13 protein-coding genes are annotated in these 14,208 nt (G+C 35.3%); 8 read left to right on the plus strand and 5 right to left on the minus strand.

The annotated features are described in order from the left end of the window. Positions 1-24 precede the first annotated feature (24 nt). The 4 genes from CRV04_RS01165 to CRV04_RS01180 form a co-directional block, all read right to left on the minus strand. Entirely contained in the window at positions 25-1,287 is a 1,263-nt protein-coding gene (locus CRV04_RS01165) for a serine hydroxymethyltransferase (RefSeq protein ID WP_128994785.1), read from the minus strand. A gap of 22 nt (positions 1,288-1,309) precedes the next feature. After that, positions 1,310-2,824: a lysine--tRNA ligase gene (gene lysS, locus CRV04_RS01170; RefSeq protein WP_128994786.1), complete on the minus strand. Its 1,515-nt coding sequence runs from the start codon at positions 2,822-2,824 to the stop codon at positions 1,310-1,312. 12 nt (positions 2,825-2,836) lie between these two features. Beyond that, positions 2,837-3,550: a CvpA family protein gene (locus tag CRV04_RS01175; RefSeq protein ID WP_128994787.1), complete on the minus strand. Its 714-nt coding sequence runs from the start codon at positions 3,548-3,550 to the stop codon at positions 2,837-2,839. 101 nt (positions 3,551-3,651) lie between these two features. Further along, on the minus strand, positions 3,652-5,853 hold the full coding sequence (locus tag CRV04_RS01180; RefSeq protein WP_128994788.1) for an ATP-binding protein: 2,202 nt from the start codon (positions 5,851-5,853) through the stop codon (positions 3,652-3,654). Between the two features lie 120 nt (positions 5,854-5,973). Between CRV04_RS01180 and ispG the strand changes: the two genes are divergently transcribed. From ispG to gmhB, 7 genes are read left to right on the plus strand one after another with little or no spacing between them, the layout of a single operon-like run. After that, the gene (ispG, locus tag CRV04_RS01185) at positions 5,974-7,044 is read left to right on the plus strand and encodes a flavodoxin-dependent (E)-4-hydroxy-3-methylbut-2-enyl-diphosphate synthase (RefSeq protein ID WP_128994789.1); all 1,071 of its coding nucleotides are present in this window, start codon (positions 5,974-5,976) and stop codon (positions 7,042-7,044) included. Positions 7,045-7,047: 3 nt separating this feature from the next. After that, complete coding sequence (locus CRV04_RS01190; protein ID WP_128994790.1) at positions 7,048-7,800, plus strand: Gabija anti-defense Gad2 family protein; 753 nt, start codon at positions 7,048-7,050, stop codon at positions 7,798-7,800. Positions 7,801-7,822: 22 nt separating this feature from the next. After that, complete coding sequence (locus tag CRV04_RS01195; RefSeq protein ID WP_128994791.1) at positions 7,823-9,262, plus strand: replicative DNA helicase; 1,440 nt, start codon at positions 7,823-7,825, stop codon at positions 9,260-9,262. A gap of 8 nt (positions 9,263-9,270) precedes the next feature. Next, positions 9,271-10,110, plus strand: a complete 840-nt coding sequence (galU, locus tag CRV04_RS01200; protein ID WP_128994792.1) for a UTP--glucose-1-phosphate uridylyltransferase GalU — start codon at positions 9,271-9,273, stop codon at positions 10,108-10,110. Positions 10,111-10,155: 45 nt separating this feature from the next. Then, complete coding sequence (locus tag CRV04_RS01205) at positions 10,156-10,554, plus strand: type II secretion system GspH family protein (protein ID WP_128994793.1); 399 nt, start codon at positions 10,156-10,158, stop codon at positions 10,552-10,554. A 15-nt stretch (positions 10,555-10,569) separates the two neighbouring features. Beyond that, positions 10,570-11,772, plus strand: a complete 1,203-nt coding sequence (locus CRV04_RS01210) for a glucose-6-phosphate isomerase (RefSeq protein ID WP_128994794.1) — start codon at positions 10,570-10,572, stop codon at positions 11,770-11,772. Beyond that, the gene (gene gmhB / locus CRV04_RS01215) at positions 11,772-12,290 is read left to right on the plus strand and encodes a D-glycero-beta-D-manno-heptose 1,7-bisphosphate 7-phosphatase (RefSeq protein ID WP_228126428.1); all 519 of its coding nucleotides are present in this window, start codon (positions 11,772-11,774) and stop codon (positions 12,288-12,290) included. The genes CRV04_RS01210 and gmhB overlap by 1 nt, the downstream gene beginning before the upstream one ends. Here the strand turns inward: gmhB and CRV04_RS01220 are convergent. Beyond that, a complete protein-coding gene (locus CRV04_RS01220) occupies positions 12,277-13,074 on the minus strand; it encodes a DNA ligase (RefSeq protein ID WP_128994796.1) in 798 nt (265 codons plus the stop codon). The genes gmhB and CRV04_RS01220 overlap by 14 nt on opposite strands. 122 nt (positions 13,075-13,196) lie before the next feature. On the opposite strand from CRV04_RS01220, the gene rfaD reads away from it, so the two are divergent. Next, entirely contained in the window at positions 13,197-14,207 is a 1,011-nt protein-coding gene (gene rfaD, locus CRV04_RS01225; protein WP_128994797.1) for an ADP-glyceromanno-heptose 6-epimerase, read from the plus strand. Position 14,208 lies beyond the last annotated feature (1 nt).

Consider the following 14,208-nt stretch of genomic DNA (forward strand, 5'->3'; position numbering starts at 1 on the left):
AAACAACCTAAAGAGGTTGTTTAATTAATATGTTGATTGTGTATATACGACAAAGTTTCCTGCTAATGCTTCTAACTCTTTTTTAACTGATTCTTGAAGTTGAGTATTCTCAATATCATCCAATACATCACAAATTTTATTTGCAATGATTTCAAACTCCGCTTCTTTCATACCTCGTGCAGTCAATGCTGGTGAACCGATACGGATACCAGAAGTTACAAATGGACTTCTTGTTTCACCAGGTACTGTGTTTTTATTTACAGTAATACCCGCATTCCCAAGTGCTGCATCTGCATCCTTTCCTGAGAATGGTTTATTTAAAAATGACACAAGCACTAAGTGGTTATCTGTGCCATCTGATACTAAATCATACCCTCGTTTGACTAAAACTTCACCAAGAACTTTTGCGTTTGCTTTAACTTGTTTTGCATACTCTTTCCATGCGGGTTTTAAGATTTCACCAAATGCCACGGCTTTGGCTGCAATCACATGTACCAATGGTCCACCTTGTAATCCTGGAAAAATGGCAGAGTTGATTTTTTTTGCAATCTCTTCATCATTGCACATAATCATACCACCTCGTGGTCCTCTTAATGTTTTATGTGTTGTAGTTGTAACCACATCTGCGTATGGGAATGGACTCATGTGCTCACCAGCAGCTACTAAACCAGCAATGTGGGCAATGTCTGCAAACAAAATTGCTCCTACTTCATCTGCAATTTCTCTGAATTTTTTAAAGTCAATCTCTCTTGCGTAAGCCGAAGCTCCACATACGATGATTTTAGGTTGAGTGATTTTAGCAATGTCCATTACTCGTTCATAGTTGATTCGACCATCAAGTTCCACTCCATAATAGAATGCATGGTAGTTTTTCCCTGAAAAAGATGGTTTAGAACCGTGAGTTAAGTGTCCACCGTGAGAAAGATCCATACCTAAGATTTTATCACCTGCTTGAAGTAATGCAGCGTATACTGCACCGTTTGCTTGACTTCCTGAGTGTGGTTGAACGTTTGCATAGTTGCACCCAAAGATTTCACACGCTCTGTCAATTGCAAGTTGCTCAACTTGGTCTGCAAACTCACATCCACCATAATATCTTTTATATGGGTAACCTTCAGCATATTTGTTTGTAAAAACTGAACCCATTGCTTCCATAACTGCTGGGCTTGTGAAGTTTTCACTTGCAATCATCTCTAAGTGGTTTGTTTGTCTCTCTAACTCTTTTTCAATAATTGAGAAAACTTCGTTATCTGCTTCTTTTAAATTTGCATTTGATAAAAAACTCATTGTGTTTGTCCTTTTAAATATATTATTCTTCGTCGCTGTGTAAATCGATTTCACTTTGTACTGGTTTCATAGCAGGGAAAAGCAGTACATCTCGAATAGAGTGTTCATTGGTTAACATCATAACCAATCGGTCAATACCAATACCTTGTCCAGCTGTTGGTGCCATACCATAACTTAAGGCATTAACAAAATCTTCATCCATTTCGTGCGCTTCATCGTCACCCGCATCTTTTGCCGCAATTTGTGCTTCAAAACGTTCAAGTTGGTCAAGTGGGTCATTTAACTCACTGAATGCATTGGCAATCTCTTTTCCTGCAATGAATAACTCAAATCGATCCGTTAAGTGTGGTTTTTCATCACTTCGTCGAGCCAGTGGAGAGATGTCAACCGGGTACTCTGTGATAAACGTGGGATTAATCAGTTTGGCTTCAACAAACTCATCAAACAATTCGCCTTGAAGTTGTCCCAATGTCATGTTTTCATTGGCTTCAAGATTGTTCTGTTTTAAGAACTCTAAAATCTTTGTTTTATCTTCAGTAATTGCTTCAGGTACCCCTCCAATTTTTGATAAAGATTCAATCAATGGAATCTCTGTAAACTCTTCAAAGTTAATTCGGTGTTCGCCATAAGGTAAAACAGTTGGTAAGTTTAAGTGTTCAAACAAGTAATCAAAATACTCTTTTGTGATTTTGATTAAATCTTTATACGTTTTATACGCCCAATAAAACTCAATAGAGGTAAACTCAGGATTATGTGTGGCATCCATCCCTTCATTTCTGAAGTTTCTGTTGATTTCAAATACCGCTTCAAATCCACCTACAATAAGTCTTTTTAAATATAACTCCGGTGCAATTCTCAAAAATCGGTCAATGCCTAAAGCGTTGTGGTGCGTTACAAATGGTTTTGCATTTGCTCCACCTGCAATGGGGTGCATCATGGGTGTTTCAACTTCCAAGAACCCTTTGTCTTCAAAGAATCGACGTGTTAAAGAGATAACCCTACTTCGAATATGAAATGTTTTTCGTACGCCACTGTTCATGATAAGGTCTAAATATCGTTGTCGATATCGCAGCTCTTTGTCTTGAATACCGTGGTACTTTTCTGGCAGTGGAGAGATGGCTTTGGTTAAAATTTTGATGGAGTGTACGTGCAGTGAAAGCTCTCCTTTATTGGTAACAAAAGGGTACCCTTCTACTTCAACAATATCTCCTACTTCAAAATTCTTTTTAAAGATGTCGTTGTAAAAACCTTCAGGAAGATTGTCTCGTGCTACATAGATTTGTAACAGTCCACTCTCATCTTCGATTTTTAAAAAACTTGCTTTTCCCATGAGTCTGAAAAACTTAATTCGTCCTGCTACGATGTAGTTTCTTTTTTCGTCTCGTTTCTCTTCTAAATTTGCAACGTCCGCATTGACATTTAAAAATTTTGCAATGGTTGTATTACGACTGCTTCGGTTACAGTATGGGTTTACCCCTGATTCTCTTAATTTGTTTGCTTTTTCTATTCTTTGTTGTATGTATTTATTTTCAAACAATCTGCTTTTCCTTTACTCTTTGGTTTCTACTTTTGTTTTATTTTGTGTTTGAGGCGTCACTTCTGTTGATTTTTGAGTTTCAGTTTTTGTTTCAGTCATCATTTCTGAAGCTTTTTTTTGAACCTCTTCTTTGACCTCTTGTACTTTTTTCTCAATCTCTTCTTTTGTGATGTCGTTTACGGTCTCTTTGGTTTTATCCACTGCTGAATCAACCCCTTTTTTAATGTCTTGTGTAATGCCTTGTTCATCAAGCTTGATAATAAATGCACCACCTGCAACTAAGATAGGGTAGGTCATGGTATCTGAAAGAGAAGCATCGAGTTTCTCTTTGATGGCTTGAATTTGTGAAAGTGCATAGATGATGATTGAGAAAATTAAAAAGACTTTGAACGCCCCAAATAAAAATCCTAGGATTTTATCAAATATACCTAAACCACTGAGTGAGAAAATTTTTGTAATAATCATGCCCACAACATAAGCAACCAACCAAAAAATAAGCAATCCAACGATAAAGCCCATGAGTTCAATCGATGAAGCGCTCTCTAACGCAAGCACTGGAGCAATCATCTCTCCCACAGTTGTGGCAAGTCTTGATGCTACAAATATCCCCCCAACGATACCAATGAGGCCAAAAACCTCTTTAATAAATCCTCTGAAGAGTCCTTTGAGTCCTAATAAAAGGGTGATTACAATAACCACGATGTCAAATGTAGAGATATCTTGCATTTTTTTCCTTATGAGTTCACCAAGCTGATATGGCAATGATATTTTATGCGGATTATATCAAATTAATTTAAAATAAAAGTTTAAAAACCCAAGATAAAAAATTACAATGGAAAATCAATGATAAAAAGTGCTCCTCGATGTTCTTTATTTTCTAAAATAAAGTCGTGGTTAGTGACCGACAGTTCACATTTCATGTGTTTGGTTAAAATCTCTTGAGTCATAAAAAGACCAATACCTGTACCTTGGCTTTGATGTTTGGTTGTAAAGTAAGGATCAAAAATATTGTCAAGTATTGTTTCGTCAATACCTCCTGCATTGTCATAGATTTTGACTTGACGAGTATTGATTTCAATAAATAAATGGCGAGGCTGTTCGGATTTACTTAATGCATCAATGCTGTTTTGAATGATATTAAACAGTGCTTGTTTGAGTTCATTGAGATATGAATTGATTTGAAAATTATCATTTTGTGTAAAATGCAGTTCAATACTTTGCGCTTTTAATGTGTCTTTAATAAGAGAAACAGTGGTTTGTAATGCATCAACGATATAAAAACTTTGTGTGACTCTGTCTTGTTGGAAAAAGTCTTTAAACTCTTCAATGGTGTGAGAGAGGTACTCTGTGTATTTTAAAATATGCGTACAGTTGTCGGTCAAGCTTTTTTTATCTAAGAGTTCAAATTCATTTTGCAGTTGAATGCCGCTTGCAGCAGTTGAAATAGCACTTAAGGGTTGTCTCCATTGGTGTGCAATGTTTTTGAGCATCTCCCCCATGGCCGCCATTTTATTTTGTTGAAACAACATTCTGTCTTTTTGTTGGTTCTTTTGTATCTCATTTTGAATGCGCACTTCCAGTGTCTCATTTAACTCTTTAAGCTCTTTTGTTTTGTCGTTGACAAGTGTTTCAAGGTTTTCATTGAGCTCTTTGAGTTGTTGTTGACGAAAAATTTCTTGCGTAATATCTGTGAGTGTCACAATGATGTAGGGCTTTTCATCCATCTTAAACTGGTTAAGCTTGACATGAAGTGTAAAATGATGAATGTGATTGTTTTTTTTCATTGCAGCTTTAAATCTTTTATGAGGGTGATTTAAGATATGTTCAGCCCAATTTAAACCATCATAATCTTTGTCAATAATGTAATTCTCTTTGTTCATATTTAAAAAGAAATCACAAACACAATCATGCTCTTTTTTAAATGCCTCAAGGTCGTTATATTGAGAGAAAAACTCAAAAAGTTGTTGGTTTGCTTCTTGTAAATGAAGACCATCAGTGATGATAATGATATTATGCTGGGAGTCCAAGATTTGTTGATTTTTTTCTTTTTGCATCGAGACATTATCATAGAGCTGTTTAATTTCATTAAAATAGGCGTAATAACCAATAACCGTAAAGATAAAACCTAAAATAATCAACATAAACAGAACAAAAAAGGTGGCATTTTTCTTAAATGAAATAATTTCATTAATATCAATGCTGGAAGTATCCTTACATAAAATCAAATATCCAACATCAAGCCCCTGTTCATCTTTAATGGTCTGCGTTGTAATAAGTTTATTATTTAAAAGAAGATACTCGTCTAAAGCGAGAATGGACTCAACTCCTTTTTTTTGAATCATATTAATCAGGCTCTCTTTTGCTGTTAAATTTGCAATATAGTAGTGATCTAAAAATTTGTTTGTAAAAGGGTAAAGCAACTCTTTTTTATACTTTTTATGGGCTAACACAAGGGTGTCAATTTTTTGGGATTCTAACGTTTTTGCAATGGAGTTAAAGTGTGTGATGACTTCAAATACCCCTAAAAATGTATTTTCATGAAAAAGAGGCACCATGGTTTTAAAGGTCATGTCATATCGACCTACACTGATGGATGCTTGCGTTGTTTGATGTTTTAATATTTTTTGAACATCAAAACGGAAGGTGAGTTTATCGTCTCTTTTATCTGTCCAACTTCGATAAAAACTTCTGCCATCATCAGTGATGACTTGAAACCATACATTTTTAAATTTGGTTTGTTCTCTGAGTTCTTGTGAATAGGCTTGAAAATCAAGGAGAGAAACGTTATTTTGTAACAGAGCCTCTTTTATTTTTTCCTCTTTAGCTGCAGAAATCGCAAATGCCAATGTTGCATTTTTTTTATCTTCTATTAATGATTTTGTGTTTTTTTTCATATGGTGTGAAGTCGTTAAATATTTTTGTTCTAATAAATGTTTCTCTTCATTTTGAATATAAGAAAATGAGATTAATCCCAAAATTAACGCAACCAAAAAATAAACAGTAAGTAAAAGAATCTTATTGTGTAACATGTTTTTCCTAAGTTGTATTGATTAATTATAAAACAGTGTGATTGATAGTTTGATTAAATGTTCTTTTTTTGTGAAAGAGAGTTTACGCATTTTTAATCTTTTTTAGCTAAAATATCAACCATGATAGAAAGAGTAAAAACGAAACAAATTTTTGTTGGAAACGTTCCTATTGGTGGGGATGCTCCAATTTCAGTTCAATCAATGACCTACAGTAAAACCAGTGATGTCAAAGCAACCGTAGAACAAATACGTGCATTGCATTTTGCTGGAGCAGATATTGTGCGAGTAGCGGTCCCTGATATGGCAGCAGCTCAAGCACTTAAAAGCATTAAAGAACAAAGCTCCCTTCCTTTAGTTGCAGACATACATTTTAATTATAAATTAGCACTTATTGCAGCGCAAAGTGTGGATTGTATTCGAATCAATCCGGGAAATATTGGAGAAAAAAACCGAGTTAAAGAGATTGTTAAAGCGTGCCAAGAGCGTAATTTACCCATACGAATTGGGGTGAATTGTGGAAGCTTAGAAAAAGAGTTTGAGAACAGATATGGTCAAACACCAAAAGGTATGGTGGCCAGTGCGGAGTATAACATCAAATTTCTAGAAGATTTGGGATTTGATGATATTAAAGTATCACTCAAAGCCAGTGATGTACAACGTACAGTGGAAGCGTATCGAATGTTAAGACCTAAAAATCACTATCCCTTTCATTTAGGTGTCACTGAAGCTGGGACTCTGTTTCACTCCACGATTAAATCTTCCATTGCTTTGGGCTCACTTTTACTTGATGGTATTGGGGATACGATTCGAGTCTCCATTACAGGCGAGCTTGAAAAAGAGATTGAAGTGGGAAGAGCCATCTTAAAAGATGCCGGTTTAACCAAAGAGGGCTTAAACATCATCTCTTGTCCAACGTGTGGAAGAATTGAGGCAGACTTAGTTGATGCGGTGGCAAAAGTAGAAGAGAAAACCAAACACATAAAAACGCCATTAAACGTTTCAGTGATGGGGTGTGTGGTCAATGCCTTGGGTGAAGCAAAAAGTGCAGATGTGGCGATTGCTTATGGAAAAGGGAGTGGTTTGATTATTAAAAAAGGTGAAACCATTGCTAAGCTTAAAACCGAAGAGTTATTGGATCGTTTTTTAGAAGAGGTTGAAAAAGAAGTTCAAAAACAAGAAGAGGAAAAATAAGCAATGACTTATGAGTTTTGGAAGCAACACTCTCAAACCATACCGTATGATTTATTGATTAAGTTTGACGTACGTTTGTGTAATGTGATTGCGAAACTGGATGCATTCTTTCAAAAATTGCTCATAAAAGATTTAGAGAAGTCTCAAGTTCGATTTTTTCTTGCAGGGTCATGTATAAAAGCAGACACTTTTCGAGACATTGATTTGATATTTCCTCTGTTTGAAGACAAAGAAGCCATCAACGCTGCACTGGATCCAAACTATTTTGAATATGAAAATAACTCTTATACCTACACCTTTGAAAACGATATTATTCAACTGGTTTTCAGAGAAAAGTTTAAAGAAGCAAAACTCGATTTTTTAGTCGATGGATTTGATTTTGATTCCACAAAAATTGCTTTTGAGTGTGTGTTGGATACAAAAACAAAACAGGTGGAAATACTTGATTGTGATGTGAGAGAAGAGTTTATTGCGTATATTCGAACAAAAGTAAACAGTCTTTCAAAAGTGAGTGTCAACCCCTTTGTCTCTTTGCAAAGAGCCATTCACTTTTTAAAACGAGGGGATGATGTTCCTTATGCTGTTTTTTTAGAAATTTGTTCTAAAATTGCAGATATAAAAATTGAGCAAGGGGATAAAAACGAGAAGTTTTTTGACCGACTTCAAGGAAATGAAGAGAAACTCAAAGATATTAAAGAAGCGATTGTTTCATTTGTTGAACATAAAAAAGATGAGTTAGAAAAAGGAGAAGAGTGACTTTAAAAAGTTGCGATAAGTAATGGACAGTGTATACAGTATAAACATAGAACGTGCCGTTTTAAGTTCGGTGTTATTTAACCCCGAAGAGATTGAAGATATTTTAGGTATTATCAGTGCCAAAGATTTTTATCTTCCCGCTCATCAAAAGATATTTGCAGTTATGGAGCAGTTGCACCATGATGACATGCCTATAGATGAAGAGTTTATTCGAAAAAGAGTCAACTCAAAAGAGGTGGATGACTCTATTTTAATTGAGATTTTATCTGCAAATCCTATTACTAATACCATCGCTTATGTCAAAGAGATCAAAGATGCCAGCGTTAAAAGAGAGTTGGCCTCCTTAGCAACAAAGATTAAAAAAGTGGCCATTGAAGATGATATACCTGCAACACAAGCAGTGGATACCATTCAAAATGAGTTGTATAAAATCACCACAGACAGTGCATCCAGTGAGTTAAAAGATATTCAAACGATTAACAACGATACGCTTGATTATATCAAACGTATGAAAGAGATGGGAAATCAGTATTTAATTGGTGAGACCACGGGTTTTCACAACTTAGATAAACGAACCACAGGGTTCAATGAAGGAGATTTAGTTATTATCGCAGCACGTCCAGCGATGGGTAAAACGGCTCTTGTGTTAAATACAGCCCTTCGAAATGTTGAAGCAGGGAAAGGGGTGATTGTCTTCTCTTTAGAGATGCCAGCAGAGCAGTTGATGCTTCGTATGCTTGCAGCAAAAACTTCCATTCCATTACAAAATCTTCGTAAAGGGGATTTGGATGACCAACAATGGAGCACTTTGACCAAAGCATTTGATGATTTGAATAAAAAGAAACTCTTTGTGGATGATGGTGGAAGTGTCAACATCAATCAACTTCGAGCAAGAGTTCGAAAACTGGCACAAAATGAAGAGAATAATATCTCGATGATTGTCATTGACTATTTACAATTGATGCAAGGTACAGGTGGAAAAGACAGACACCTTGAGGTCTCAGAAATCAGCCGAGGGTTAAAAATGCTGGCAAGGGAGCTTAAAATTCCTGTCATTGCACTTTCACAGTTAAACAGGGGATTAGAGAATCGTCCAGATAAACGTCCAATGTTAAGTGACTTAAGAGAGTCCGGTGCTATTGAGCAAGATGCCGATATTATCATGTTCGTATATCGAGATGATGTTTATAAAGAGAGAGACGAAGCCAGAAAAGAGAAAGAGGCAAAAGATAAAGGGGAAGAGTATAAATCAACCTTTATTAATAAACCTGTTGAAGAGGCTGAAATCATCATAGGTAAACAAAGAAATGGACCCATTGGTACCGTTAAACTTGATTTCCATAAACAGCTTACGAAGTTTGTGGATAAAGAGCACAGTGGTGAAGCTCCAATTGAAGTGGTTTTTGAAAGTGTGGTTGATACACAAAAAGAGACCAATATTGAAGTACCAGAAATTTTATAAAAAGGAATATTTTGAATCAAAACAGCATTAAAAAATGTCTTTTTCCAGCAGCTGGGTATGGAACCCGATTTTTGCCTGCAACCAAAGCCATCCCAAAAGAGATGTTACCAGTACTTACAAAACCACTGCTGCAATATGGCGTAGAAGAGGCCATTGAAGCAGGACTTGATACCATGGCGATTGTTACAGGACGAGGGAAAAGAGCGATTGAGGACCACTTTGATATTTCGTATGAATTAGAGCATCAAATCAAAGGTTCAAGTAAAGAAAAAATGCTTGCAGACATTCGAAATGTAATTGACCATTGTACTTTTTCATACACTCGACAAATTGAGATGAAAGGTTTAGGACATGCTATTTTAACAGGACAAACACTTATTGGAAACCAACCGTTTGCAGTTATACTTGCTGATGATTTGTGTGATAATACGGGAGTTTCAAAAGGAGTATTGTCTCAAATGGTGAAATTGTATGAGAAACATCAATGTTGTATCGTTGCCATTGAAGAGGTACCTAAAGAGCAGACTAATAAATATGGTGTGATTGCGGGAGAAGAGATTGAAAACAATCTTTACAGAGTAAACGACATGATTGAAAAACCAGATCCTAAAGATGCTCCAAGTAACTTGGCCATCATCGGTCGATATATTTTAATCCCAGAAATTTTTGATGTATTGCAGACCACACAACCAGGTAAAGGTGGAGAAATCCAAATCACTGATGCCCTTTTAACTCTTGCAAAACAAGGGAAAGTGTTGGCTTACAAATTTGAAGGTCAACGATTTGATTGTGGAAGTGTGGAAGGTTTTGTAGAAGCCACCAACTATTTTTACAACAAAGAGAATTAATCACAATTTTGTTATAATTGACTTTTCTTTCAAGAAAGGTCGATTATGAAACGTAAACTTCAAGCATTCTCTCTTTTAGAAATCATTTTTGTCATTGTAATGATTGGTTTGATTGCCAGCATTGCTGTTCCCAAACTCTTTAATACCAAAACAGATGCACTGGTTAATACACTTAAGCAAGACATAGCAACAGTAACAAGCTCCATACAAAGTTATTATTTAGTCCACTCTAAAATTGATCAAATCAGTGATGCCGTTGAACTGAACAATGCAATATGGGAAATTGAATCTGAACAAATCAGTTATTATGAAGATGAAGAAGTATGTGTAACAGTGACTTTAGAGAAAGAGGCTTTAGAAGTGAACATTAACGAAGAAGTGGGTACAATTTGCCAAAAGTTATATGATAAAGGCGTACGTTCAACGCGATATGCTTTAAAATAAAAGGCAGAATACGGCATGAAAAATCAGAAGTTTTTTGATTCCCTTTGTTCAAAAGAGTCTATTTTACAAACCATCATTGATGAGAGTAAAGATATTGGTTACTACTCTTTACCTGAACAAGAAATCAACCACATTCAAAGTTTTGCAGATAAAAACAGTAAAAAAAATATTGTTGTCATAGGAATTGGTGGCAGTTCATTAGGTGCAGCAGCCGTCTATGACTTCTTGCGTTATAAAAAGAGTTTTGATAAAGAGCTTTTCTTTTGTGAAAGTACCGATCCGGTACTTTTAAACTCAACTTTCTCAAAAATAGATTTGAATGACTCTTTGTTTATTATTGTTTCAAAGTCGGGTTCAACCATTGAAACCATCTCAATTTTTAAATATATTCTTTCACTGGTGCCTTTAAACAAAGAGCAGTTTATTATTGTTTCAGATGACGGTTCATCTTTGCATCAATTGGCTATGAAAAACAGTTTGCCATTTTTTGAAATTCCTTCCAATGTGGGCGGACGATTTTCAGTTTTAAGCAGTGTCGGACTTTTGCCTTTAGCACTGATTGGTGTAGATATTAAAGCGTTGTTAAATGGAGCCAAGGCCATTAAAGAGAGCTTTTTTTCACAAGGACAAGCGTATGAAGACATTGTCTGTAAAGCCTCATTTTATGCTTCTAATATTGCAAAATATAACATTAACTGTCTCTTTTCTTACTCTGAGGCCTTTCGAAGTTTTAACGACTGGTACATTCAATTGTGGGGTGAGAGTTTGGGGAAACGACAGTTACACTCTTACTTAAACGTGGGGTTAACTCCTATTGGTTTGATTGGTCCTACTGATCAACACTCATTTTTGCAACTGATTGTAGAGGGAAAACGAGATAAATCAGTGACGTTTATAAAAGTAAAAGATTTTGACACACACATGAAAATTCCAGATATCACGATTGAGTTTTTAGAAAAACTCGATTTTATTAACGGTGTGGATTTCTCTGATTTGATTAATAAGCAAGCGGATTCTATCATTGAGTCTTTACGAAATAAACACGATATTCCTTTGGATATCATTGAAGTTGATAAAATCGATGAGTTTGCCATTGGTGAACTGTTTTACTATTTTGAACTTTTAACTTCAGTGGTTGCAAAAATGATTGATGTCAATGCGTATGACCAACCCGGAGTAGAAGAGGGTAAAAAGATTTTAAGAGGCTTTTTTAACTGATGCAAAAAGCCATTTTTATTGATCGTGATGGGGTGATTAATGTTGAAAAAAACTATTTGTATAAAATCGAAGATTTTGAGTTTATTGAGGGTGTATTTGAAGCATTAAAATCGTTTCAAACTTTAGGTTATAAACTTTTTATTATCACCAATCAATCTGGAATTGCACGTGGATATTACACTTTAGATGATTTTAATAGACTCACTGAGTGGATGTTACAACAATTTGAAAAAAAAGAAATTACTATTTCAGATGTGCAGTTGTGCCCTCATGGACCCCATGATGAGTGTAATTGCCGAAAACCAAAAACAGGTATGATTGATGCGATTTTAAAAAAACATGCAATTGATTTAACACAGTCATGGCTTATTGGAGATAAAACATCGGATATAGAGTGTGCTCAAAATGCAGGGATTGCACACACCATTCAAGTAAAAAGTGGGCATGAATTTGAAACCTCTTTGGCAGAATATGTATGTGACAGTATCAAGGAAGCAAAAGATATTATTCGTATCTGACGTGTAAAAAAGAGGCAAAACGAGGTTTTTTGTTTTTTGTTAACCCATAATACTTAAAGGTTACAATTGAACCTACTTTTGGTGGGTTTTTTCGTAAAGTTTTAGAAAAGCCACTGCCCAGTTTAAACACCACCCCATTTTTGAGTTCAACAATCAAACTTTTCATACGATTTGCTGCATAATCAATAGCCACAACGACACCTTCCATATCTTTATACTCTTTTACTTTTAATACATTTGCGCTGCGACCACTGAAGTAAGGAAGTTCGGGATTTTTTACAATCACACCTTCTCCTCCTTGTGCAATGATCTCTTTTAAGTAAAGTTGCAACTCTTCTTTGTTTTTACACAGTTTTTGTGGGATGATTTTGACATGAGGGTTTCTGTGTTCTAAAAACCACATTTGTGCTTTTTTCAGTCGGGTTATAAAGTCCCCTTTAGCATGTGGAACTTCAAAAATATTATAAGAGACTTTTTCCCATGCTTGACTGGGAAAATGATCCATAACAATGGATTGAAGTTCAGAAAAAGCGCCACGTTTAATCCAAAGTTCTCCATCAAGTTCAAAAGGGGGGAAATTGAGTGTAAACCCTTTGGGTACATGGATCGCATTGCCTTGGCGTGTAAGAAGCTCTTGACCATTCCAATAAGCACGTATTCCATCAAGTTTTTCACTCATGAGCCAGTTATCAATTTCTTGTGAGCCGTTATATGTTTTGGGTTTTTGAAGATCGAATGCAAAAAGTTGAAGTAATAGAAATAAAAAAGCAATAATAATTTTCATAGAGTCACCTAAATGTTTTATAAAAGTGATTTTATTGTACACTCATTATTATTAAACTTACCTAACAGAAATATAACCTAGAATTAGATAAAATCTAGTCAAATAGTAATAATGGAAAAGATATGAAATACAGTGATATAGATTTTAATGATAAAACGATTTTAATAACAGGTGGGGCTGGATTTATTGGTTCTAATTTGGCTTTTTATTTTCAAGAAAACTATCCAAATGCATTGGTGGTAATACTTGATTGTTTTAGAAGCGGTGAAACCTTAAGTAACGGAAACTTAAAAAGTTTTGGTCACTATAAAAATCTTTTAGGTTTTAAAGGGGTGGTCATCAGTGGCGATATCAATGATACAAAACTTTTAAAAAAGCTTGAAACGGAGTATAAGTTTGACTACATTTTTCATCAAGCAGCTATCAGTGATACCACTGTAAATGAACAAGACTTGATGATTAAAACCAATGTGAATGCATATGAAGATCTGCTTAAATTAGCCATTGCTCATCAAGCCAATATGGTCTACGCTTCATCCGCTGCAACCTATGGAGATGCTCCAAGTCCTCAAACTGTAGGGTGTGAAAACCCAGGTAACGTTTATGGTTTTTCAAAACTGATGATGGATAACATCTCTTATGAATACATTAAAGCAGGAGCTGAAATCTCAATTGTGGGACTGCGTTATTTCAATGTATATGGACCAAGAGAGTTCTTTAAAAATAAAACAGCCTCTACTGTAGTGCAATTTGGGCATCAAATACTTGCAGGAAAAACACCACGACTTTTTGAAGGCAGTGATAAGATTTTACGAGACTTTATCTATATTGAAGATGTTATTCAAGCCAATATTAAAGCGTGTGTACCAAAACAAAGTGGTGTTTATAATGTGGGAACAGGAAAAGCAAGAAGCTTCCAAGACATTGCAGATATTTTACAAAAAGAGTTGGGTACAAATTTGGGAACAGAGTATATCCCTAATCCATACATAGGACAATATCAGTTCCACACCGAAGCTAATATTGAATCGAGTATTGAGCAATTAGGTTATGTGCCACAGTTTGAGATGGAAGAGGGAATTAAAGCTTATATTCCTGAGATTAAACGACTTTTTGAAACCGAAGTAAAATAGT

Origin of the sequence: Candidatus Marinarcus aquaticus, from assembly GCF_004116335.1 — a bacterium.
GTDB lineage: Bacteria > Campylobacterota > Campylobacteria > Campylobacterales > Arcobacteraceae > Marinarcus > Marinarcus aquaticus.